General features: G+C 72.4%; 19 protein-coding genes. 10 read left to right on the top strand and 9 right to left on the bottom strand.

The features are described 5' to 3' along the window. The first annotated feature begins 102 nt into the window (after positions 1-102). A complete protein-coding gene (locus tag HNP84_RS22195; RefSeq protein ID WP_185051701.1) occupies positions 103-1,497 on the top strand; it encodes an LVIVD repeat-containing protein in 1,395 nt (464 codons plus the stop codon). Positions 1,498-1,656: 159 nt separating this feature from the next. Here HNP84_RS22195 and HNP84_RS22200 read toward each other — a convergent pair whose 3' ends face one another. Beyond that, positions 1,657-2,601, bottom strand: a complete 945-nt coding sequence (locus HNP84_RS22200; protein ID WP_312925462.1) for an RDD family protein — start codon at positions 2,599-2,601, stop codon at positions 1,657-1,659. A 196-nt stretch (positions 2,602-2,797) separates the two neighbouring features. Here HNP84_RS22200 and HNP84_RS22205 point away from each other — a divergent pair, with 196 nt between their 5' ends. Further along, the gene (locus HNP84_RS22205; protein WP_185051703.1) at positions 2,798-3,793 is read left to right on the top strand and encodes a stage II sporulation protein M; all 996 of its coding nucleotides are present in this window, start codon (positions 2,798-2,800) and stop codon (positions 3,791-3,793) included. A gap of 22 nt (positions 3,794-3,815) precedes the next feature. Here the strand turns inward: HNP84_RS22205 and HNP84_RS22210 are convergent, their stop codons facing one another. Genes HNP84_RS22210 through HNP84_RS22230 form a run of 5 tightly spaced genes read right to left on the bottom strand, consistent with a single transcriptional unit; the run spans position 3,816 to position 9,313 of the window. Then, a complete protein-coding gene (locus HNP84_RS22210) occupies positions 3,816-5,189 on the bottom strand; it encodes a DUF58 domain-containing protein (protein WP_185051704.1) in 1,374 nt (457 codons plus the stop codon). A 22-nt stretch (positions 5,190-5,211) separates the two neighbouring features. Then, positions 5,212-6,186: an AAA family ATPase gene (locus HNP84_RS22215; RefSeq protein ID WP_312925464.1), complete on the bottom strand. Its 975-nt coding sequence runs from the start codon at positions 6,184-6,186 to the stop codon at positions 5,212-5,214. Continuing rightward, positions 6,183-7,343 carry a DUF4350 domain-containing protein gene (locus HNP84_RS22220; RefSeq protein WP_185051705.1) on the bottom strand — a complete coding sequence of 387 codons (1,161 nt, stop codon included), beginning with the start codon at positions 7,341-7,343 and terminating at the stop codon, positions 6,183-6,185. Before HNP84_RS22220 ends, HNP84_RS22215 begins: the two co-directional genes overlap by 4 nt. After that, positions 7,340-7,984, bottom strand: coding sequence for a DUF4129 domain-containing protein (locus HNP84_RS22225; RefSeq protein ID WP_185051706.1), 645 nt, complete (start codon positions 7,982-7,984; stop codon positions 7,340-7,342). Before HNP84_RS22225 ends, HNP84_RS22220 begins: the two co-directional genes overlap by 4 nt. An 18-nt stretch (positions 7,985-8,002) precedes the next feature. After that, positions 8,003-9,313 carry a DUF7847 domain-containing protein gene (locus tag HNP84_RS22230; protein ID WP_185051707.1) on the bottom strand — a complete coding sequence of 437 codons (1,311 nt, stop codon included), beginning with the start codon at positions 9,311-9,313 and terminating at the stop codon, positions 8,003-8,005. Between the two features lie 384 nt (positions 9,314-9,697). Between HNP84_RS22230 and mtrA the strand changes: the two genes are divergently transcribed. The 7 genes from mtrA (at position 9,698) to HNP84_RS22265 (ending at position 17,710) form a co-directional block, all read left to right on the top strand. Further along, entirely contained in the window at positions 9,698-10,375 is a 678-nt protein-coding gene (gene mtrA, locus HNP84_RS22235) for an MtrAB system response regulator MtrA (RefSeq protein ID WP_185051708.1), read from the top strand. Between the two features lie 43 nt (positions 10,376-10,418). Continuing rightward, positions 10,419-12,239 (top strand): MtrAB system histidine kinase MtrB, encoded by a 1,821-nt coding sequence (gene mtrB / locus HNP84_RS22240; protein ID WP_185051709.1) that lies wholly within the window; start codon positions 10,419-10,421, stop codon positions 12,237-12,239. Next, on the top strand, positions 12,236-14,041 hold the full coding sequence (locus HNP84_RS22245; protein ID WP_185051710.1) for an LpqB family beta-propeller domain-containing protein: 1,806 nt from the start codon (positions 12,236-12,238) through the stop codon (positions 14,039-14,041). The genes mtrB and HNP84_RS22245 overlap by 4 nt, the downstream gene beginning before the upstream one ends. 93 nt (positions 14,042-14,134) lie before the next feature. After that, positions 14,135-14,872: a ComF family protein gene (locus HNP84_RS22250; RefSeq protein WP_185051711.1), complete on the top strand. Its 738-nt coding sequence runs from the start codon at positions 14,135-14,137 to the stop codon at positions 14,870-14,872. Between the two features lie 106 nt (positions 14,873-14,978). Next, positions 14,979-15,140, top strand: coding sequence for a helix-turn-helix domain-containing protein (locus tag HNP84_RS55130; RefSeq protein ID WP_221336606.1), 162 nt, complete (start codon positions 14,979-14,981; stop codon positions 15,138-15,140). A gap of 1,050 nt (positions 15,141-16,190) precedes the next feature. After that, a complete protein-coding gene (hpf, locus tag HNP84_RS22260) occupies positions 16,191-16,853 on the top strand; it encodes a ribosome hibernation-promoting factor, HPF/YfiA family (RefSeq protein WP_185051712.1) in 663 nt (220 codons plus the stop codon). A 152-nt stretch (positions 16,854-17,005) separates the two neighbouring features. Further along, a complete protein-coding gene (locus HNP84_RS22265; RefSeq protein ID WP_185051713.1) occupies positions 17,006-17,710 on the top strand; it encodes a response regulator in 705 nt (234 codons plus the stop codon). 47 nt (positions 17,711-17,757) lie between these two features. Here the strand turns inward: HNP84_RS22265 and HNP84_RS22270 are convergent, their stop codons facing one another. Then, positions 17,758-18,987 carry a winged helix-turn-helix domain-containing protein gene (locus HNP84_RS22270; RefSeq protein ID WP_185051714.1) on the bottom strand — a complete coding sequence of 410 codons (1,230 nt, stop codon included), beginning with the start codon at positions 18,985-18,987 and terminating at the stop codon, positions 17,758-17,760. 173 nt (positions 18,988-19,160) lie between these two features. Beyond that, the gene (locus HNP84_RS22275; protein ID WP_185051715.1) at positions 19,161-19,451 is read right to left on the bottom strand and encodes an HGxxPAAW family protein; all 291 of its coding nucleotides are present in this window, start codon (positions 19,449-19,451) and stop codon (positions 19,161-19,163) included. A gap of 272 nt (positions 19,452-19,723) precedes the next feature. Between HNP84_RS22275 and secA the strand changes: the two genes are divergently transcribed. Then, positions 19,724-22,534 carry a preprotein translocase subunit SecA gene (secA, locus tag HNP84_RS22280; protein ID WP_185051716.1) on the top strand — a complete coding sequence of 937 codons (2,811 nt, stop codon included), beginning with the start codon at positions 19,724-19,726 and terminating at the stop codon, positions 22,532-22,534. Between the two features lie 83 nt (positions 22,535-22,617). Here the strand turns inward: secA and HNP84_RS53280 are convergent, their stop codons facing one another. After that, on the bottom strand, positions 22,618-23,505 hold the full coding sequence (locus HNP84_RS53280; RefSeq protein WP_312925470.1) for an Rv3235 family protein: 888 nt from the start codon (positions 23,503-23,505) through the stop codon (positions 22,618-22,620). Positions 23,506-23,513: the final 8 nt, after the last annotated feature.

Below are 23,513 nucleotides of genomic sequence, written 5' to 3' on the forward strand. Positions count from 1 at the left end.
TCTATTGACACATTGCTGCCTAGACCATTGACGGGATGGGAGTCAGAATTTGCTCATTTATGCGCACCTTATCTGTGTGCGTAGGACCAAGGAGGTTCCTGAGTGTTCTCCCTCGCCCGGACCGGTCTGAGAGGCCGGATCGCCGTCGCGACCACCGTCGCGGCGGCGCTGGGGTTCACGGCGATGCCCGCCCAAGCAGCGGACATCCCGGGGCCCGATGAGATCGTGATGAGCCAGAACGTGCAGCATGTTCTCAACGTGCCCAAGCCGGAGCCCCTGGCAACGACCATCAACACCGACCTCGCCTTCCAGGGCCGTTACGCCTATGCCGGCAACTACGGCGGGTTCACCATCTACGACATCAAGAACCCCAAGCAGGCCAAGGTGGTCAGCTCGGTCCTGTGCCCCGGCTCGCAGATGGACGTGTCGGTCTACGGCGACCTGCTGTTCGGCTCCGTGGACTCCTCCAGGAACAACGACTCGTGCTCCAGCACGTCGCAGAGCGCGACGATCGAGTCGTCCTGGGAGGGCATCCGGATCTTCGACATCAGGGACAAGGCCAACCCCAAGTACATCAAGTCCGTCGAGACCGACTGCGGGTCCCACACCCACACCCTCGTCCCCGACAAGTGGGGCAAGAACGTCTACCTGTACATCTCGTCGTACCTGCCGGCGGACAACTTCCCCAACTGCAAGACGCCGCACGACAAGATCTCGATCGTAAAGGTCCCGCTGCGGAACCCGACGGCGGCGGCCGTGGTGAGCACCCCGGTCGTCTTCCCCGACGGCGGTAACGAGACCCAGCCCGGCCTGCTCGTGCCCACCTCCGGCTGCCACGACATCACCGTGTACGCGGAGAAGGACATCGCGGCGGGCGCCTGCATGGGCGACGGCGTGCTGTTCGACATCCGCGACCGGGAGAACCCGAAGGTCATCGCGCGCACCACCGACCCGAACTTCGCGTTCTGGCACTCGGCGACCTTCAACAACCGCGGCGACAAGGTCGTCTTCACCGACGAGCTGGGCGGTGGCAGCGGCGCCACCTGCAACGAGGCGACCGGCCCGAACCGCGGCGCCAACGCCATCTACGACATCGTCAACAAGCAGCTCGTGTTCAAGGGCTACTTCAAGATCCCGCGCCACCAGGCGGACACCGAGAACTGCGTCGCGCACAACGGCTCCCTGATCCCGGTCAAGGGCCGCGACATCATGGTGCAGGCGTGGTACCAGGGCGGCGTCTCGATCTGGGACTTCACCGACTCCGCCAACCCCAAGGAGATCGGCTACTTCGAGCGCGGCCCGTACGCGACCCCGCTGGCCGGTGGCTTCTGGTCGGCGTACTACTACAACGGCTACATCTACGGCACCGACTTCAACCACGGCCTGGACATCCTGAAGATCAACGACTGGCGGACGAACTCGGCCAACCGCGTCAAGTTCGACCTGCTCAACGTCCAGACGCAGGAGTCGTACCGGACCTGGGGCCACCACCACTAGGCCGGTAGCGGCGTAACACGAAGAAGGGGACGGTCCGCGCAGCCTCTCCCATTCCGCGCGGGCCGTCCCCAGTCCCCCAAAGCGAGCAATGCCCCAATCACTCGCTTCGTGCCCCTTTGCCCGGCACAGGGGGACTCATGCACACATCCAGAGAATTTTTTAGGCAGGCGGTACGAACCCGCCCGGCGTCGGCCGGTCGCGCGTCCCCTCGCCGGGGGCCGGGTTCGAGGCTGGAGCCGGGGGCGGGGCCGGGGCTGGAGGAGGCGGGGGAGGGGGAGCGTAGGACGTCCCCTGAGGGCCGTACTGAAGGCCGTACTGGGGCGCCGGGGCGGCGGGGGCCTGGACGGCCGGGGACGGGGACTGCCGGGCCAGCCGCATCTCCTCGCGCCGCCGCCGCTCCGCCAGCACCGCCGACAGGTACGCGTGCGCGGGCACGCCCGGCGGCGGTGGCGGAGACACGTACGAGGCCACCTGCGCCGCGATCCGCCCGCCCATGGCGTGCTGCACGGACGGCGACAGGTCGTGCCAGCGGGAGAGGTACTGGCGCGCGGTGTCGGCGACCTCGGCGGGCAGCCGGGACAGTTCGAGCCCGGACGCCCAGCCGGCGAGCTGCGGCGGCATCACCACGGGCGCCTGCGCCGCCCGGGGGATGCGCTCGGAGATGACGATCGTGCCGGAGAAGACGTCGCCCAGCCGCTTGCCCCGCTCGGAGATCAGCGAGGAGATCAGCGCGGGCGCCCCGCTGAGCATCCACAGCTCCAGCACCCCGGCCAGGCCCCGGAACAGCGCCTGCCGGAACCGCTCCGGGCTGCCGTCGTCGCTCACGACCCGCAGCCCCAGCGCGTACTTGCCCAGGCTCCGCCCCCGGGTCAGCGTCTCGAAGATCACCGGGTAGCCCACGGCCACCAGGACGGACAGCAGCAGCGTGAGCGCGAACGTCAGCGCTTCGTCGGTCAGCACGGTCGCGCTGCCGACCAGCAGCCCCACGAGCAGCATCAGCGCGAGCTGCACGACCATGTCGATGATCAGGGCCAGCGCCCGGCTGGGAAGCTGCGCCACCCGTACCTCGACGACGACGGCGTCCCCCGTCACCACATCGGACACCCGACAAGCCTCCCCTCGCCGCATCGCCCCCGCACCGCGCCCATTCTGCCGCACTCCGCCCTTTCCCGGGCTCCGGCCGCTGATGGGCGACGGGGCGACGGGGCGGGCAGCGGGCGACGGGGCGGGCAGCGGGGCGGCGGGGGCGAGCGGGGCCACGCGGCGCCACGGGTCCCCGCTCGGGCACTAGGGTCGGAGCGTGGACATCGAGGCGTTCGTGGGGGCCCACAAGGGCACGTGGGATCGGCTGGAGTACCTCGTGCGGCACAAGCGGTCCCTGAGCGGGGCCGAGGTGGACGAGCTGGTCGATCTGTACCAGCGGGTGGCGACGCACCTGTCCATCGTGCGGTCGCGGTCGGCCGACGCGGCGCTGGTGGGGCGGCTCTCGGCGCTCGTGGCGCGGGCGCGGGCGGCCGTGACCGGGGCCCACACGCCGGCCTGGCGGGAGTTCGTGCGGTTCTTCGCGGTGTCGTTCCCGGTCGTGGCCTACCGGGCGCGGTGGTGGTGGCTCGGGAGCGCGGCGGCGTTCTACGCGGTCGCGACCGTGATCGGGTTCTGGGTGGCGGGCGACCCCCAGGTGCAGGCCGCGGTCGGCACCCCGGAGGAGATCACCCAGCTCGTCGAGCACGACTTCGCCGACTACTACTCCGCCAACCCCGCCGGCTCGTTCGCGGGCCAGGTGTGGGTCAACAACGCCTGGGTGGCGGCGCAGACCATCGTGTCGGCCATCCTGCTCGGGCTGCCGATCCCGTACATCCTGTGGCAGAACGCCGCCAACGTCGGCGTCATCGCCGGGCTGATGGGCTCGCGCGACCGGCTCGACGTGTTCTTCGGGCTGATCACCCCGCACGGCCTGCTGGAGCTCACCGCGGTGTTCCTGGCCGCCGCGGTGGGGCTGCGGCTGGGCTGGACCGCGGTGGCGCCCGGCGCGCGCGCCCGCATGCAGGCGGTGGCCGAGGAGGGGCGCGCGGTGATGAGCGTCGCGCTCGGGCTGGTCGCGGTGCTGCTGGTGGCGGGCCTGATCGAGGGGCTGGTCACCCCGTCCGGGCTGCCCACGTGGGCGCGGATCGGCATCGGGGTGCTGGCCGAGGTCGTGTTCCTGGCGTACGTGCTCGTGTTCGGGCGGCGGGCGGCGCTGTCCGGAGAGACCGGCGACGTCGAGCGCGCCCCCGACCTGGCCCCGTCGGCAGGCTGACGCCCCGCGCGGCCGGCCCCCGTTAGAGGCGGCCCGCGGCCTTCAGGGCGAGGTACGCGTCGGCCAGGGCGGGGGCGATGTCGTCGGGCAGCGCGTCCACCACCTCGACGCCGTGACGGCGCAGGCGGGCGGTGATGGCACGGCGGTCGGCGTTCAGGCGCTCGGCCGCCGCCGCGTCGTACACCAGCTCGGGCGTGCCGCGGCCCCGGGCCATGGCCGCCACCCGCGGGTCGGAGACCGCGGCGACGAGCACGAGGTGCCGCGCGGAGAGCTGCGGCAGCAGCGGCAGCAGGCCCTCCTCCAGCGACGCCGAGTTGAGGTCGGTGAGCAGCACCACCAGGCAGCGCCGCTTGGCGTGCGACAGCACGGCGGAGACCATCCCGGCCGAGTCGGACTCGACCAGCTCGGCCTCCAGCGGGGCCATCACGTTCACCAGCGCCGACAGCAGCTCCGTACGGCTCGCGCCCGACACCCAGGCGCGCACCGCGCGGTCGTAGGCGAGGAAGTCCACGCGGTCGCCCGCCCGCGCGGCGAGGGCGGCGAGGAGCAGGGCGGCGTCCATGGACCAGTCGAGGCGGGGCCAGCCGGGCGGCACGGCGTCGGCGCCGGCCGCCTCGCCGGGTGGCGTGCGGGGCAGGGCGCCGGCCAGCGGGACCGGGGCGGTGCCGACGCGGCCGGCGGAGGTGCGGCCGGTGTCCAGGACGATCAGGACGCGCCGGTCGCGCTCGGGCCGCCAGGTGCGTACGACCACGTCGTGGCGGCGGGCGGTGGCCCGCCAGTCGATGGAGCGCACGTCGTCGCCCACGACGTACTCGCGCAGCGAGTCGAACTCGGTGCCCTGCCCGCGCACCAGCGCCGGATGGCGTCCCTCCAGCTCGCGCAGCCGGGCCAGCCGGGACGGCAGGTGCTTGCGGCTGAGGAAGGGCGGCAGCACGCGTACGGTCCAGGGGACCTCGTGCGCGCCCTGCCTGGCGGCCACGCCGAGCGGCCCGAGCGAGCGCACCGTCACGGTGACCGCCTCGCGGTCGCCCCTGCGGGTGGGCGTCAGCGTGGTCACCAGGCGGCGCTTCTCGCCCGCGGGGACGTCCAGGGCCAGGTGCCGCGGCGCCGCGCCCGCCGAGGGCGGCCACGCGTCGCGCAGCGCGCCGCGTACGCGCCGGGACCCGGGGTTCTCCACGATCAGCTCCACCCGCGCCTGGTTCCCCAGGCGCACGGTCGAGTCGCCGGCCCGGTGGAACCGCAGCGGGCGTACGGCGCCCGCCAGCGCCAGGTCCGCCAGGATCAGCGCGAGCAGCAGCAGCGCGATCCCGGCCAGGGCGAGCCCCGGCTCGGGCGCGAACAGCACGGCGACGGCGCCGAGCGCCGCGAGCAGCCCGGCGCGGCCCGTCAGCGCCACAGCGGCCCCCTGTACGCCGCCGTCACCGCGGCACCGGGACCGAGGCGAGGATGCCGTCCAGGATCGCGTCGGGCGTCGCGCCCTCCAGCTCGGCCTCGGGCCGGAGCTGCACGCGGTGCCGCAGCGTGGGCCGGGCCAGCGCCTTGACGTCGTCGGGGGTCACGTAGCCGCGGCCCGACAGCCACGCCCAGGCGCGGGCCGCGGCCAGCAGCGCCGTGGAGCCGCGGGGCGAGACGCCGAGCTGGAGCGAGGGCGACTGGCGGGTGGCGCGGGCGAGGTCCACGACGTACCCCAGGACCTCGGGGCCCACGTGCACGGCCGCCGCGGCGGCGCGGCCGGCGGCCAGGTCGGCGGCCGTCGCCACCGGCTTGATCTCCGACAGGTCGCGCGGGTCGAAACCGCGCGCGTGCCGCTCCAGCACCGCGATCTCCTGCTCGCGCGGCGGCAGCGGCACGGTCAGCTTGAGCAGGAACCGGTCGAGCTGCGCCTCGGGAAGCTGGTAGGTGCCCTCGTACTCGACCGGGTTCTGCGTCGCGGCCACCACGAACGGGTCGGGCAGGCGCCGTGCCGCGCCCTCGACGCTGACCTGCCGCTCCTCCATCGCCTCCAGCAGCGCGGCCTGGGTCTTCGGCGGGGTGCGGTTGATCTCGTCGGCGAGCAGCAGGTTGGTGAAGACCGGGCCCTCGCGGAACTCGAACTCGGCGGTTTTCGCGTCGTACACCAGCGAGCCGGTGACGTCGCCGGGCATCAGGTCGGGGGTGAACTGCACCCGCTTGAAGTCCAGCGACAGGGCGGCGGCGAGAGTGCGCACCAGGAGGGTCTTGGCCACGCCGGGCACGCCCTCCAGCAGCACGTGCCCCCGGCACAGCAGCGCGATGACGAGGCCGGTGACCACGGCGTCCTGGCCGACGACGGCCTTGGCGACCTCGGCGCGGAGCGCCCCGAGGGCCGACAGCGCCTGCTCGGCCGCCGCGCTGCTCACGGAGTCGGTGCTCACGAGTCTTTGACCTGCCTTTCGAGGGTGTCCAGGGTCGAGGCCAGGGCCACGAGCCCCGCGTCGTCGGCCGGGGGCGGCCCGTAGAGGATCGCGGCCACCTCGTGGCCGTCGCGTCCGGTGCGCGCGGTGACCGCGGCGATCACGGCGTCGCGGCCGGAGTCGGGGGGCAGGCCGAGGCGGGGGACGATCCGGTCCAGCAGGCCCGCGCGCAGCGCCGCCGAGGCCCGGTCGCGGGCGCGCCCGGCCCGGTACAGCCGTCCGCGTCCCTCGACCGTCTCGGCCGCGCGCACCACGACCGGCAGCCGCTCGGCCACCACCGGGCCGAGCCTGCGGCCACGCCACAGCGCCAGCAGCGCCACCGCCAGCGCGAGCTGCCCGGCCGCCCACCAGACGCCTGCGGGGATCAGCTCCTCGAAGCTCCTGCCGGACGGCCCGGCGAGCGGCGGCGGCTCGTCGGGGGCGGTCAGCCAGACGACGGTGGAGCGGGCGCCGGTCAGGTTCATCGCGAGCGCGGCGTTGCCGTCCTCGGCCAGGCGCAGGTTGGTCAGGAACTCGGCGCCGCCCGCGACCGTGATCCGGCGGCCTTGGTGGGTGTAGGAGACGAGCGTGGGCCCGTCGGCGGAGGGATAGCAGCCGATTGCACCCGGCGGGCCGTCCAGGGCGACCCCGCCCAGGTACGCCGAGCCCGCCTTCACCGCCGCGGGCAGCGCGCACTCCGGCTCGCGGGAGCGGGGCCGGGCCCTGTCCACCGCCGTCACACCGGGCGCGAGGTGCGGCGAGACGACGCCCGCGAGCAGCCGGTCGCCGGGCGCGTCGGCCAGTGTCCGCAGGTCGCCGGGGGTCAGGTAGGAGAGCGCGGTGACCAGCAGCAGCGCGTCGCCGCCCGCCGCCTCGGCCGCGGCCGCCGCCGTCGCGGCGCTGGTGACCCGCTCCACGCGCACGCCCTCCTGGGCCAGCAGCCGGGCCAGGCCCAGCGAGCCCGACAGGGAGGAGTCGGCGGGGTCGTTCGCCTCGCCCGAGTCGCCGCCGGAGAAGACCGCCACGACCCCGGCCGTGAACAGCACGAGCAGGCCGACGACCAGGGTGCCCCGCCACCGCCGCCAGACCACGCCCGGCGTCGGGGCCAGGGACGTGGACGGGGCCGCCGGCGCGCTCACCGGGCCCCCTCGGCGAGCGCGGGCTTGGCGGCGCGCAGCCGCTCGTCCAGCGAGCGCAGGGTCTCGTACGCCGCCGGGGTGCCGGGCACCTCGCCGTAGGTGACGTCGTCGAACACCCGGGCCGCGGCGGCCAGGTCGGCGGCGAAGGCGGGCAGGGCGCGCCCGGCCTCCCGGGCCAGCTCGTCGGCGGTGCGGCCCGGTAGCCCATCGACCACCGCCCGCTCCTCCAGGTCGCGCGCGACGGCCCGCAGCCGCTCGCGTACGGCCTCGGCGTATTGGCCCTCGGCGGCCAGCCGCTCGGACTCCGCCCGGTGCTCGGCCGCGCTGCGCGCCCGCGCGCCGAAGATGTCCTCCGCCGCCCGCTTGGCGCGCCCGCGTGAGGCCCGCTTGGCCTGCCACACCAGCAGCGCCACCAGCCCGCCGAGCACCAGCACGATCCCGGCGACCGCCAGCAGGCCGCCGGCGGGCCCGGCGGTGGTGTCGAAGAGGTCGCCGAGGTACTGCTGCACCGTGCGCATCACGCGGTCGGGCAGCGACTCGTGCTCGTAGCGCCCGCCGAGCAGCTCGCGCAGGGCACGGCCCTGCGCCTCGCCGCGCTCGATGTCGACCGGCGGACTCAGCAGGAGGTACGGGGTTGTCATGGGCGCGTGGGGTCGGGGTCAGGGAGTGTCGGCGCGGGGCGGCTGCGGCGGGGTCGCGTTCTCGGGGAGCCAGAGGTCGTCGGCGGAGGCGTGCACCCAGCCCTGGCGCTGCTGCTCGATCGCGGCGGTCTGCAACACCAGGTCGAACGCCTCGGCGCGCATGCGGCGGTCGGCGTACATCAGGCCGTAGACCCCGGCCTGGACCGGATAGGTGATCATCGAGCCCAGGGTGGCGCCCACCGTGATCAGCACCGCGGTCAGGATGATCGAGCCGGTCGAGCCGCCGCCGAGCAGGCCGACGAAGGCGCCGACGAAGGTGAACGGAATGGTGAACACCGAGCCGATCAGCCCGGCGAGCAGCGAGGTCAGCAGCAGGATGCCGAGCACCCGCCAGAAGTCTCCGGTGACCAGGTTCCAGGACCTGCGCATGGAGTCGGTCACCCCGCGCCCCTCCAGCACCAGCGCGGGCGCGGCGAGCGCGAACCGGGTGGTGAAGAACAGCACGTACGGGATGTAGAGCAGGAGGAACACCAGCGTCAGCCCGAGCGCCGCGACCGGGTCGGCGTTGCCGGCGTACACCGCGACGAGCAGCAGGGCGAGCAGCACCATCGGCGCCAGCATGATCAGGCCGGTGAGCGCGACCAGCCCGAACAGCGCGCCGGTGCGGGGCCGCACCAGCCGCCACGCCTCGCCCGCGGTCAGCCGGCCGCCGAACACCGCGCGGCCCAGGATGCGGGTGAGCACCCCGGTGAGCAGCGTGACCGCGACGAACTGCACGGCCAGCGAGATCAGCGTGCTGCCGTACTGGGTGGCCACCCCGCTGGTGGTGGCGTTCTCCAGCGCCCCCGGGTCGTCCAGGTTCTCGCCGAGCTCGCCGTACAGCAGGGCGTTGCCGATCGCGACCGGGATGGAGCCGATCGCGGCGACGATCGCCGACAGGCCGAGCACCGACTTGGGGTTGGACCGGACCAGCTTGATGGTGCCGTCGAGGATGTCGCCCAGGCCGAGCGGGCGCAGCGGGATGATCCCGGGGCGCAGCGCGGGCGGCGGCGGGCGGAACCCGTAGGCGCCCTGGCCGCCGTATCCGGGGGGCGGGCCGTATCCGGCCTGCGGGTAGGGCGGGTAGCCTTGCGGCGGCGCCTGCCCATGCGGCGGCGCGGCGTCCTGCGGCCCAGGGGCGGGCGGGGGCGCGGGGGACGCGCCGGACCCGGCGTCGGGGGACGATCCGGGGGCGGCCCAGGGTGAAGCCGAGGCCCCGGTGTAGGGGGGAGGCTGCTCGGCCGCCCAACCGGGCGGCTGTTCCGGGGGCGACCCGTGACCGTCTGACATGTCCCCAATCCTGGCATGAGGCGCGCCGAAGTGCGGCGGTCGCGGGGGCGGCAGGGGGCGCGAGGAGGCCGCGGGAGGGTCCCGGGAGGCCCGCAAGGGCCGTTCCGGCGCCGAGATCGGGTGCGGGGATGGCCGAAACACCGTCGGATATCGCAGACTGTGAGGTGGAGGCGTCCGCGTGGGCACCATCCGGCGCGTGGCCGGTACCGGTCGCCGCCATTCGGGGAGGATTCCGGCACGTTCGCTTCGTGTGCGCCTAAAATTCGGCGACGAGTGGTCTCGGCGTTGGTCCTTGTACCGCTTTGGCGCTGGACAGGGGTAACCTTCGTCGATCGTGCTGGTTCGCCCATTTACTCCCAAACTGCGAAGAACGAATGAGGGGCCATGAAAGGACGCGTGCTGGTCGTCGATGACGACGCCGCTCTCGCCGAGATGCTCGGCATCGTCTTGCGGGGAGAGGGCTTCGAACCGTCCTTCGTCTCAGACGGCGACAAGGCGCTCGACGCGTTCCGCGACACCCGGCCGGACCTCGTCCTGCTCGACCTCATGCTCCCCGGGGCCGACGGCATCGACGTGTGCCGCCGCATCCGCGCCGAGTCCGGCGTGCCGATCGTCATGCTGACCGCCAAGAGCGACACCATCGACGTCGTGCTCGGCCTGGAGTCCGGCGCCGACGACTACATCGTCAAGCCGTTCAAGCCCAAGGAACTGGTCGCCCGGGTCCGCGCGCGGCTGCGCCGCACCGACGAGCCGACGCCCGAGATCCTGCAGATCGGCGACATCACCATCGACGTGGCCGGCCACTCCGTCAAGCGCGGCGAGGACACCATCAACCTCACCCCGCTGGAGTTCGACCTGCTGGTGGCGCTGGCGCGCAAGCCGCGCCAGGTCTTCACCCGCGAGGTGCTGCTCGAACAGGTGTGGGGCTACCGCCACGCCGCCGACACCCGGCTGGTCAACGTGCACGTGCAACGGCTGCGCGCCAAGATCGAGAAGGACCCCGAGCACCCCGAGATCGTGGTGACCGTCCGCGGCGTGGGCTACAAGGCCGGCCCGGCCTGACGGCCGCATCCCCCCGCCCCCGAGGTTGAACCCGGACCCCGAGATGACCCTTCCGAAGGCGAAGGACGCGAAGGACGCGAAGGCGAAGGCGAAGCCGAAGGACAAGCGCAAGCCCCCGGCGCGCAAGCCGAAGCGGCGCACCCCGGCGCAGATCGCGCGCGGCGTGCGCCGCCGGGCACGCCGCGCCGCGGGCAAGGTGCGCCGCTTCTGGCGCCGCTCGCTCCAGCTTCGCGTCGTCACCAGCACGCTGGTCATCTCGGTGGTGGTGGTCGCGGTGCTCGGCTTCTTCCTGATGCAGCAGATCACCACGACGATCGTGAACGGGCGCGCCGCCTCCGCGGTCACCGACGCGCTCGCCGACCGCGCCACCATCGTGGCCCAGCTCAACCAGACCGCCGAGGGGCCCGAGGCGACCGGCGCGATCGGCGGCGAGCCCGGTCAGAGCGCGGTCAACTCGCCCATCGACCGCGCGGCCAACGCGCTGGCCAACCGGGCGGGCGACTCCAGCCGCTACTCGGTGATCATCAGGAACGAGTCGCTGCCGGGCGAGTACCGCGCCACCAACGACATCCAGCCGCGCAGCATAAGCGCCAAGATGCGCGCCGACCTGCGCGACCGGCAGATCAACGACACGCTGTGGCAGCCCACGTCGCTGTACTACTACGGCAAGTCGCAGCCGGAGCCGGGGCTGGTCATCGGGGTCAAGGTCGAGGGCGGCTACGAGATCTACCACTTCATCCCGCTGACGGAGGAGGAGCAGACCCTCCAGGACCTGCGCCAGATGCTCGTCGTCGTCGGCATCGGGCTCGTGGTGCTGCTGGCCGCCATCGCCTCGCTGGTCACCCGCCAGGTCGTCACCCCCGTACGCCTCGCGCGCCAGGCCGCCGAGCGCCTGGCCGCCGGCCAGTTGGAGGAGCGGCTGAAGGTCCGCGGCGAGGACGACCTGGCCCGCCTGGCCCACTCCTTCAACGAGATGGCCGCCAACCTGGCGCTCAAGATCCACCAGCTCGAGGAGCTGTCGCAGGTCCAGCGGCAGTTCGTCTCCGACGTCTCGCACGAGCTGCGCACCCCGCTCACCACCGTGCGCATGGCCGCCGACCTGCTCTACGAGGCGCGCGAGGACTTCGACCCCGCCGCCGCGCGCTCGGCCGAGCTGATGCAGAACCAGCTCGAACGCTTCGAGTCGATGCTCGCCGACCTGCTGGAGATCAGCCGGTACGACGCCGGCGCCGCCACCCTGGACATCGACTCGGTGGACATCCGCGACGTCGTGCTGCGCGCGGTCGCCGACTCCGAGGCGCTGGGCGAGAAACAGGGCATCCGGTTCGACCTGCGGCTGCCCAGCGAGCCGTGCATGGCCGACATCGACAGCCGCCGGGTGGAGCGCATCCTGCGCAACCTGCTGTTCAACGCCATCGAGCACGGCGAGGGCCGCGACGTCGTGGTCACCGTCGGCGCCGACCGCGACGCGGTGGCGGTCGCCGTACGCGACCACGGCGTCGGCCTGCGCCCCGGCGAGGAGAACCTGGTCTTCGACCGCTTCTGGCGCGCCGACCCGTCACGGGCCCGCACGATCGGCGGCACCGGGCTCGGGCTGGCCATCTCGCGCGAGGACGCCATGCTGCACGGCGGCTGGCTCCAGGCGTGGGGCTCGCCCGGCGAGGGCTCGCAGTTCCGGCTCTCGCTGCCGCGCGTGGCCGGGGCCGAGCTGCGCGGCTCACCCCTGTCGCTGGTGCCGCCCGAGATCGAGATGCGGCGTACCTGGCGCGGCCAGGCGACCCCCGCGCTCCCGCCGCCGGCCTCGTCCTCCGCCCCGGCTCAGGCCCCCGCCCCGGTCGACGCGATGGACGGAGGTGCCCATTGATCGCGCCCGCGCGAAGCATGGCGGGCCGGGCCGGCGCCGCCGCCGGCGTCGCGCTCGCCCTGGCCCTGACCGGCTCGGCGTGCGCGGTGATCCCGCTCGGCGGCAACCCGGCGTCCTACCGGGAGATCGTCAAGGGCGACCCGCTGCGCAAGCCGTACGTCCGCGTGGTGGCCGTGCCGCCGCGCCCGGAGTGGACCCCCAAGCAGGTCGTGACCGGCTTCCTGTCGGCCATGGCCAGCGTGGACGACCCCGGCTACACCGTGGCCCGGCAGTACCTCTACGGCGCCGCCGCCCAGACCTGGCGCCCCGACGGCACCGTCACCGTCTACGACAAGGGCGTGCTCGGCAACGCGCCCCCGCCGCCCAAGGACGCCACCGAGACCGGCATCATGCTCAAGGGCATGATCACCGGCACGATCGACCCCGAGGGCAAGTACCGCGCGGTCGAGGGCGCCGAGGACACCCTGAAGGACTTCCGGCTGGTCAAGACCCCGCAGGGCTGGCGGATCAAGGACTTCCCCGACGGCCTGCTGCTGACCGAGGACGACATCAGGCGCAGCTACCGCCCGGTCAAGCTCTACTACCTCGATCACCTCCAGAAGAGCCTGGTCGTGGACCAGGTGCGGGTGCGGGTGGACCCGTCCTCCGACTTCGCCGAGACCATGCTGCAGCGGCTGCTGCGCGGCCCGACGTCGGGACTGAAGTCGGCCGTGAGCAACGCGCTGCCCGCCGGCACCCGCCTGCTCGGGATCTCCACCGAGGACGACAAGATCATAGTCAACCTGAACGAGGCCGCGACCAACGCGATCTCGACGGGTCCCGACCGCGACGCCGTCAGCGCCATGGCGGCCCAGATCGGCTGGACGCTCGACCAGCTCACCGAGCGCTGGGACGTCGAGATCCGGGTCAACGGCGAGCCGTACTACCAGGACGGCGGCGCGCTGCGGGTCGGCTTCGACAGGTACGGTTCCTTCGACCAATGGCTCAACCCCGGCCGCACCGCCACGTACTTCTTCGACAAGGGCGCCCTGCACTCGCTCAACCAGGAGGGCGAGCCCAGCCCCGTCCCCGGCGTGGCCGGCCACCCCGGCGCCGACCACACCGAACCGGCCGTCTCCGGCGGCGCCCGCCCCGTCCTCGCGACCCTCACCAAGGGCGGCAGCGCCATCGCGACCGCCCCCCTCGCCGAGGGCTCCCACTGGGAGCAGCGCATCACCGGCACCAACCTCACCCGCCCGTCCTGGGACCGCTACGACAACATCTGGACCGTGGACCGCGTGGGCCCGCGCGCGTCCCGCGTCCTGCGCTTCGACGGCAAGACCCAGACCAAGGTCTCGGCCCCCGGACTGGAGTCGGTGGAGGTACGCGACATGCGCGTGGCCCGCGACGGCGTACGCCTGGCCGCCGTCGTCACCACCGACACGGGCACCGAGGTCCAGGTCAGCACGATCACGGTCAACGGCAGCGAGACCACGATCGCCGACCCCGAGCCCCTGGTGACCGCGGTCGAGGGCCAGCAGATCGTGGACATCGCCTGGCAGGACTCCACCACCCTCCTCGTCCTGACGGGCAGCAAGGCCGGCAAGGAGGTCCTGGCCGTGGACGTCACCGACGGCACCTCCGAGTCCATCAAGGCCGACGCCCGCATCACCTCCATCACCGCCCTCGCCGACCGCATCCTCGCCGGCGCCGAGGACACCGGCGACGACGAGCCCGAACTCCTCTACCTCGACCCCGTCAAGCAAACCTGGACCCCCCTCACCAAAACCCCCGCCACCACCCCCCTCCTCCCCCTGGACTGACCCCGCTCCCGCACTCCCAGGCCGGGCGCGATGGGCGCTTTCGCCTCCCCTGCCAGCCGGGAAATGTCGGTCGGGTGTGGGACGCTCGGGGGCGTGTCGGGGGGACTGCTGGAGTTCCTGCTGCCCCAGGTGTGTGTGGGGTGCGGGCGCGACGGGGACGGGCTGTGCGGCGCCTGTGCCGAGGGGCTGCGGGCGGGTGTGGGGCGGCGGGGGCCGGTGCCGGGGCCGGAGGGGTTGCCGGAGTGCTGGGCGGCGGCCGAGTACGGGGGCGTGGCCAGGCGGGCGATCGTGGGTTACAAGGAGCGGGGGCGGGTCTCGCTCGCGGCCCGGCTCGGGGGCGTCCTCGGGGCGGTGGTGGCGGCGGCGTGTCCGCGGCGGCCGGTGGTGGTGGTTCCGGTGCCGGGGTCTCCGGCCTCGCGGCGGCGGGGGCACGATCATGTGCGGGCGCTGGCCCGGCACGCCGTACGCCGTGTGCCGGGGGCCTGTCTGGTCACCGGGGCGGTGGAGGCGGTGCGGGCCGTGGACGACCAGGCGGGGCTGAGCGCGCCGGAGCGGGCCGCCAATCTCGCGGGCGTCTTCCGGGTGCCGCCCGCCCGTGCCGCGCGTCTGCGGGCCGTGTGCGCCCGCGCAGGCGGGGTCGTACTGGTGGACGACGTCGTCACCACGGGGGTGACCCTGGCCGAGCTGGCCGCGGCGCTGCGCCGTGCGGGTGTCGAGGCCACGCATGCCGCCACCATCGCCGCCACCTCACGCCGCCGTGCGGACGGCGCCGGTCGGCGCGATCACGGGGCGGGGATCGGCGCCGTACGGCCGGCGAGGGCGGCGCGGTGACGGGAGTGGATGGGGGCACCTCGGTGACGGCGACCGGTGGGGGTGATCCGGGTTACGCTCCTCGACGCCATCGCCGAGAGCGGCGGGCCGCTGACGCTGGACCGACCTGGCCGCGCGCACCCGGCTGCCCCGCTCCACCGTGCACCGGGTGATCCGGGCGCTGGAGGAGGAGCTGTACTCCAGGCCCAGCTCCACGCTGTCCTCCACGCCGGCCCGCGTCGTCCGGGTGCCCGAGCGCCCCGGCTACGTGCTCGGCCCGGCCTGCTGAACTTCGGCATGAACGCGCACCTTCGGCTGCCGGCGGCCAACCGCGCCCGGTTGGCCTCGCTGGCCCGCGAGGTCAACGAGAACGTGGAACTGGCCGTCTTCAGCGGGCGCGAGGTTCTCGTGGTCGATCGGTGGCGGCGATCGGTGGCGAGGTCCGGGGTTATGGGCGTGACGGTGGTTGGGGGCGTTGATCGGGGTTACGGGGCGACGGTGGTCGGGGTTATGGCGGCGATGGTGATCGAGGCGGGGGGCGGGGTTGTGGCGGTGGCGGTGATGGGGGCGAGGGGCGGGGTTACGGTCGGGGCGCGACACGCCGGAGGGCCGAAAATCCGGCCGTAACGTCTGCGGCTACCGACAGTGAGCGAGGATGGGACCAAGGTCCTGTTACCGGATGGTGACATGTTGGTTGCCCCATTCGTCGAGCTGTGCTGCTCAGTGGATATGAGATCGATTCGCATAAGGGATATCTCCCGGACAACACGGGCATGTGTGCCGGTCTCTGGCGGCTCTGATATCACGCAACGTGATCCACCGGCCGTCGCCCCGGCTGACATTCGGGCCTGTTCCGGATAGCGTTCGAGCATGGCACCCGTTCGGGTCCGTGGTTGCGCAGAGCCGGGGCTCCCGGCTCTGCTAGCCGATGCCAGCCGCAGGCGAAACGGTCCACGTAAGACGACTTTTTGTCGATCGATCACGGTGCGGCTTAGAAGTAAGTCCTGCCTTCCCGAGGGGTCGGATACCCCTCGCCAGAGGAGAAGGGCAGTAGTGGCAAGGAGCCGCGAGACCCTCAGCAGGCGGATGTGGGGACGAAGACCAGGTCGGCCGGACGGGTGCCGTCCCATGTGTCCGGTACGAACCGCCGGATCGGGGGAAGGCGTCGGAGTGACGCCATGGCCGGGCGCCTTACCCGGCGCCCCGCAGTCGCGGAAGGAGGAGGAGCCATCCATTTGACCACCAGAGGCGCCGCGGCGATCCCGCTGTCGTGGCGCCCCGAACCCGGCCTTCCCGCCGGGTGCAACACCACTGTCGAGATGCGAAGGGGGGCTGTTGCATGGACATCATCGTCAAAGGGCGGCACACCGGTGTGAGTGACCGGTTCCGGGATCACGTGAACACCAAGCTGGCCAGGATCGAGCGTCTGAACAACAAGCTCATTCGAGTCGATGTGGAGGTGTCCAAGGAGCGGAATCCGCGCATCAGCGACCAGCGTGAGCGGGTGGAGCTGACCATCCACTCGCGTGGCCCCGCGATCCGCGCCGAGGCGTCCGCCGACGACCGCTTCACCGCCCTGGACCTGGCGCTCACCAAGCTGGAAGGCAGGCTCCGCCGCCTGAGCGACCGGCGCAAGGTCCACCACGGCAGCCACTGTCCCCCTTCGCTGGCCGAGCTGACCGCGACGCCGCCTCCGGCCCCGGCGGCGCCGGTCGAGCCCGTCTCCGAGGCGCCGGAGGAGATCGAGATCCCGGCCGAGGCCGCGGAGGACGAGACCTACAAGGAACCGATCGTCCCGATCGAGATGGACGGCGAGGGCCCGCTCGTGGTGCGAGAGAAGTTCCACGAGGCCGATCCGATGACCATCGACCAGGCCCTGCTGGAGATGGAGCTCGTCGGGCACGACTTCTACCTGTTCCGCGACAAGGAGAGCGGCCGGCCGAGCGTCGTGTACCGCCGGCGCGGATACAACTACGGCGTGCTGCGACTCGTAGAGCGCTGACCGCCCCAGCATGATCGCCTCGACCAGCCCGAGGACCGCGAAACCCGTGTAATCATGGCGGTTCAGAGGCTCTGGCCCCCACGAGGAGGAGACGTGAGCGAGCGAGCCCTTTGGCGCGGCGCGCCCGTCGCATTGCCCCAGAAGGAGGTTGTGTGACGGAGCCTGATGACGCGGGCCGCAAGTCCCGGCAGAACGAGCCGATCCGCGTGCTGATCGTCGATGATCACGCGTTGATCCGCCGCAGCCTGGAGCTGGCGTTGGCCGCGGAGGCGGATATCGAGGTCGTAGGCGAGGCGAGCGACGGGCAGGAGGCGGTCGAACTCGCCGACCGCCTCCTCCCGGACGTCGTGCTGATGGACGTCCGGATGCCCCGTCAGGGCGGCATCGAGGCCACCCGGGGCATCAAGGCGTCGGTGCCCAGCACGCGGATCATCATGCTGACCGTGAGCGACGAGGAAGAGGACCTGTTCGAGGCCATCAAGGCGGGCGCCACCGGCTACCTGCTGAAGGACGTGCAGCTCGATGAGGTCCCCGACGCCGTCCGTGGCGTCCACGAAGGGCAGTCGCTGATCAACCCGGCCATGGCCGCGAAGCTCATCAACGAGTTCGCGAACATGAGCCGCAAGGAGGCCGAGCGTCCGCCGCAGCTCCCGGTCCCCAGATTGACCGAGCGCGAGATGGAGGTGCTCCGGCTCGTCGCGAAGGGCATGAACAACCGCGAGATCGCCAAGGAGCTGTTCATCTCCGAGAACACGGTCAAGAACCACGTGCGCAACATCCTGGACAAGCTCCAGCTCCACTCCCGCATGGAGGCGGTCGTGTACGCCGTGCGGGAGCGCATGCTGGAGATCACCTGATCGCGGCGCGCCCGGTCCGCCCCGGCCCCGTCTGAACCGCTCGCCGGTCAGGCGGGGTGGGTGGCCAGGGCCTCGCGCAGTGGCGATGCCAGGGCGGGCGGGGTGACCCGCTCCGCGCGCACCTCGGTGCAGCCGACCCACTCGGCGGCCGACCACAGCGCCTCGGCCACCGACTCGACCCGCTTGCGCATGCCCGGCCCCGGCTCGACGCTGACGTGGTGGGCCACCAGCGTGGCGCCGTCGCGGGCGGGATCGACCCGGCCGACCAGCCGCCCCCCGGCCAGCACCGGCATGGCGAAGTAGCCGTGCACCCGCTTGTCCTTCGGCACGTACGCCTCCAGCCGGTGGTTGAAGCCGAACACGCGCTCGGTGCGCGCCCGGTCCCACACCAGCGAGTCGAACGGCGACAGCAGCGTGGTGCGGTGCCGGCCGCGCGGCTCGCCGTCGAGCGCCGCCGGGTCGGCCCAGGCGTTGGCCGGTCCACCGGACGCGTCGGACCCACCGGACCCGCCGCCCGACCGGCGGGCGGGCCAGCCCGCCACGTGCACCGGCGTGAGGCCGGCCGCCCCGCTCGCCAAAGCCTCGTCCAGCATGGCCGCGTGGGGGCCCTTGACCCGGATGAAGTCGACCAGGTCGGCGCGGGTGGCCACGCCCAGGGCGCGCCCGGCCACGCGGGCCAGCCGGGCCACGCACTCCTGGTCGGACAGGTCTTGGGCGAGCAGTTCGGCGGGCACGGCGCGCTCGGCCGGCTCGTAGACGCGCCGCCAGCCGACGCGGCGTACGCACACGACCTCGCCGATGTCGAGCAGCCACTCGACGGCGATCTTGACGTCGGACCAGTCCCACCACGGGCCGCCGTTCTTGGCCCCGCCCAGGTCGGTCGTGGTGACCTGCCCGCTCTCGCGCACCTGCTCCAGGACCTTGTCCACCACCGGCGGGACCTCGTGCCAGCGGTAGCGGCGCTCGCGGAAGGCGCGGCGGCGGAACGAGTACAGCGGCCAGTCCTCGATCGGCAGGATGCAGGCGGCGTGGCACCAGTACTCGAAGGCGCCGCCGCTCCAGTAGGCGCGCTCCACGGCCTGCCTGCCGACGGCGCCCAGCCGCGCGTACGCGACCAGCTCGTGCGAGCGCGCCAGCACCGAGATCGTGTCGAGTTGCACGGCGCCGAGCCTGCGCAGCGTGGCCGGCACACCGCCGCGCCGGGCGTCGGACCCGAGGAACCCCTGCGCGCGCAAGATGATCCGCCGGGCCTCCTCGGGGGTCAGGGAGGTCACCATGCCCACGATGGTAGCGACCGTCACCGACAAAAGGGCTACGCCGGTTGCGGCCGGGGAGTGCGGACCTGTTCCGGTACGCGTCCGCCGGTGCCCGGCTCAGTCGGCACCGGGCCCGGGGGCACTGGGCGCGGTCGGTGGTCGGTGTTCGGGGTGGGTCCGCCGCTCGTATGGCGTCAGTGTTCGGCGCGGTCGCGCTCGCCCTGCCCTGGAGCCTCCGCCACCTCGCGATCGGGCGGGACGATGACGCGCGGCGCGTCGATGATGACGTCGGAGAAGATGTCGAAGACCAGGGCCAGCACCCCGCCCAGCACGACGATCCCCGCGCCCAGCCAGAACAGGAACCAGTTCGGCCCGATGCACAGCGCCACGCCGCCGAGCACGAATCCGATCAGGGTCACGGTGACCGCCAGCCACGAGGACGCGCGGCCTCCATGGCTCTGCTGATGGTGTTCGGTCTCGGCCATCGTCCCTCCCTGGCGCTAGATTGGTCACAAGGGCCACGCGAAGGCCACGATCGCAAGCGCGCCACCGGCTCCGCGGCGGGCGTACGTGACCTCATGCGCGGTAGCAAGCGACATACCCTGTCGCGGCGGACATACCCATCCGGGGAACTGCACACGCCGCAACGGCGTTCTTGACGGTGGCTGTGTCAGGTGGTGGAAGCGCCTACGATGGCACCGGAGACGCGTGTCTCGTCAGCCCGGCCGGGGTAGACCTGCGAGGAGCTTTACATACAGTGGCTGCCATTCTCGACAAGATTCTTCGCGCAGGCGAAGGCAAGATCCTGCGTAGGCTCAAGCGGATCGCTGACCAGGTCAACGGGATCGAGAGCGACTTCAAGAGCATGTCCGACGCGGAGCTCCGCGCGCTCACCGACGAGTACAAGCAGCGGTACGCCGACGGCGAGTCGCTCGACGACCTGCTCCCCGAGGCGTTCGCCACGGTGCGCGAGGCGGCGCGGCGGGTGCTCGGCCAGCGGCACTTCGACGTGCAGATCATGGGCGGCGCGGCGCTGCACATGGGCAACATCGCCGAGATGCGCACCGGTGAGGGCAAGACGCTCACCTGTACCCTCCCGGCCTACCTCAACGCGATCTCCGGCAAGGGCGTCCACGTCGTCACGGTCAACGACTACCTCGCCAAGCGCGACGCCGACACCATGGGCCGGGTGCACCGCTTCCTCGGCCTGGAGGTCGGGGTGATCCTGGCCAACATGCCCCCGGACCAGCGGCGCAAGCAGTACAACGCCGACATCACCTACGGCACCAACAACGAGTTCGGCTTCGACTACCTCCGCGACAACATGGCGTGGTCGCTGGAGGAGTGCGTGCAGCGCGGCCACTACTTCGCGATCGTCGACGAGGTCGACTCGATCCTGATCGACGAGGCCCGCACGCCGCTGATCATCTCCGGCCCCGGCGAGCAGTCCGGCAAGTGGTACCAGGAGTTCGCCAAGATCGTGCCCCGGCTGCGCCGCGGCACCGAGGGCAAGGACGGCCAGGAGCAGACCGGCGACTACGCCGTGGACGAGAAGAAGCGCACGGTCGGCATCTTCGAGTCCGGCGTCGAGAAGGTCGAGGACTGGCTCGGCATCGACAACCTGTACAAGCCCGAGCACACCCACCTGGTCGGCTTCCTGAACAACGCGCTGAAGGCCAAGGAGCTCTACAAGAAGGACAAGGACTACATCGTCGTCGACGGCGAGGTCCTGATCGTCGATGAGTTCACCGGGCGCGTGTTGCACGGCCGTCGCTACAACGAGGGCATGCACCAGGCCATCGAGGCCAAGGAAGGCGTGAAGATCAAGGACGAGAACCAGACTCTCGCCACGGTCACGCTGCAGAACTACTTCCGCCTGTACGACAAGCTCGCCGGCATGACCGGTACGGCCGCCACCGAGGCCAACGAGTTCCACCAGACCTACAAGCTCGGCGTCGTGCCGATCCCGACCAACAAGCCGATGATCCGCAAGGATCAGCCCGACGTCGTCTACAAGACCGAGGACGCCAAGTTCCAGGCGGTGGTCGAGGACATCAAGGAGCGCTACGAGAAGGGCCAGCCGGTCCTGGTCGGCACCACCTCGGTGGAGAAGTCCGAGCGGCTCTCCCGGATGCTGCGCCACCAGGGCGTACCGCACGAGGTGCTGAACGCCAAGAACCACGCCCGTGAGGCGGCGATCGTCGCCGAGGCCGGGCGCAAGGGCGCGGTCACCGTCGCGACCAACATGGCCGGCCGCGGCACCGACATCATGCTCGGCGGCAACCCCGAGTTCCGCGCCGACGCCGAGCTGCGCCAGCGCGGGCTCGACCCGGTCGAGTCGCGCGAGGAGTACGACAAGGCCTGGCCCGAGGCCCTGGAGAAGGCCAAGGCCGCGGTCGCCGCCGAGCACGACGAGGTGACCGCCATCGGCGGCCTGTACGTCCTGGGCACCGAGCGGCACGAGTCGCGGCGCATCGACAACCAGCTCCGCGGCCGTTCCGGCCGTCAGGGCGACCCGGGCGAGTCCCGGTTCTACCTGTCCCTTGAGGACGACCTGATGCGCCTGTTCAACTCGGCCCGCGTCGAGATGATCATGACCAGGCTGAACATCCCCGACGACGTGCCGATCGAGTCCGGCATCGTCTCCAAGGCCATCGCCAGCGCCCAGCACCAGGTCGAGCAGCAGAACTTCGAGATCCGCAAGAACGTCCTGAAGTACGACGAGGTCATGAACCGGCAGCGCAAGGTGATCTACGCCGAGCGCCACCGGGTGCTTGAGGGCGCCGACCTGCGCGACCAGGTGCGCGGCTTCGTCGCCGACGTCGTCGATGAGTACGTCGCCGCGGCCACCGCCGAGGGCTTCGCCGAGGAGTGGGACCTCGACAAGCTGTGGAAGGCGTTCGGCCAGCTCTACCCGATCTCGATCACGATCGAGCAGCTCATCGAGGAGGAGGCGGGCGGCAACCGCGAGGACCTCACCCCCGAGATGATCAACACGCGGATCAAGGCCGACGCCATGGCCGCGTACGAGCGGCGTGAGGAGGAGCTCGGCGCCGACACCATGCGCGAGCTGGAGCGCCGGGTCGTGCTGTCGGTCCTCGACCGCAAGTGGCGCGAGCACCTCTACGAGATGGACTACCTCCAGGAGGGCATCGGCCTGCGCGCGATGGCGCAGAAGGACCCGCTGATCGAGTACCAGCGCGAGGGCTTCGAGATGTTCTCCGCGATGCTCGACGGCATCAAGGAGGAGTCGGTCGGCTACCTGTTCAACCTTGAGGTCGAGGTCCAGACCAACCCGATCGTCGAGGAGCAGCAGGACGCCGTCGAGGACGCCGCCATCGCCGAGACGCGCTCGATCATCGCCCGCGGCCTGCGCGGCCCCGAGCGTCCGGCGCAGCTTGAGTACACCGCTCCGGGCGAGACCGGCGAGGTCGAGCACACCCGGGTCAGCACGACCCCGGAACAGCGCGCGGCGTACGGCGACGTCTCCCGCAACGCGCCCTGCCCGTGCGGCTCCGGCAAGAAGTACAAGCGCTGCCACGGCGACCCGAAGCACGCGGACGCCTGAGGCCAGACCCGAGGAGAGCCCTCGCCGTACGACACGGCGGGGGCTCTCTCGCGTCCGGGGGTACGGACGCGGGCCTGAACGGGTCAGGGCGTGGTCTCGAAGTCGGTGCACAACCAGCGCCGGCCGTACAGTTCCAGGCGCATGGCCAGCACGCGGTGGCGGTCGCCGCAGTGGACCAGGAGGCACATCTCGATGGCGTCTCCGCCGGGCATGTGGACGTGGGGCGCCGCCACGAAGGGCGGGCCGTCGGCGCGGATCACCGTGCCGGTGCGGACCAGTTCGCGGTACGCGGCGTCGGTGACGTGGGCGGCCACACTGGCGGGCGGGCGGCGCCCGGCCAGCACCTCGGCGAACGCCTGGCCGAGCTGCCGCAGCCGCCGCTCCCCGGGGATCTCCGGGCCCGCCGCGCCCGCCTCATCGGGGACCGCGGCCAGGTGGCGGCGGGGCTCGGGCGGTGGCGCGGCGTCCAGGGCCAGCGCCCCCTGGACGTACGCCACCGGCGCGGTCGGCGCGGGACGGCGCCCCTCGTCGTCATAGGGCGGGTCGGCGGGCGGAGGCGGCGCGAGGCTCGGATGCGCGCCGGCGGAGGCTGCGGCCTTGGAGGTGGCCAGCCGCGGGTGTGCGTTGTCGCCCGGGGGCGGGTTGTGGCTCGGGCGCGCGCCGGTGGCCGGGGGTGGGGTGAGGTTGAGGGGCGTGCCGGTGGCCGGGGGTGGGGTGACGATCGGGGGTGCATCGGCGCGCCGGGGCGGAGTCTGGCTCGGGTGCGGGTCGGTGGGTGGGGGCGCGGTGAGGCTCGGGTTCGGGCCCGTGGTGGACTGGGGCGGGTTGTGGCTCGGGTGCCGGTCGGCGGTGGGCTGGGGTGGGTTGTGGTTCCCGTGTGGGTGGGCGGTGGGCTGGGGTGGGGTGAGGTTCGGGTGTGGGTTGGTGGTGGGCTGGGGTGGGGTGTGGCTGGGGCGCGGGGCGGGGGGCACCGTGGGGC

Origin of the sequence: Thermocatellispora tengchongensis, from assembly GCF_014202315.1 — a bacterium.
Taxonomy (GTDB): Bacteria; Actinomycetota; Actinomycetes; order Streptosporangiales; family Streptosporangiaceae; genus Thermocatellispora; species Thermocatellispora tengchongensis.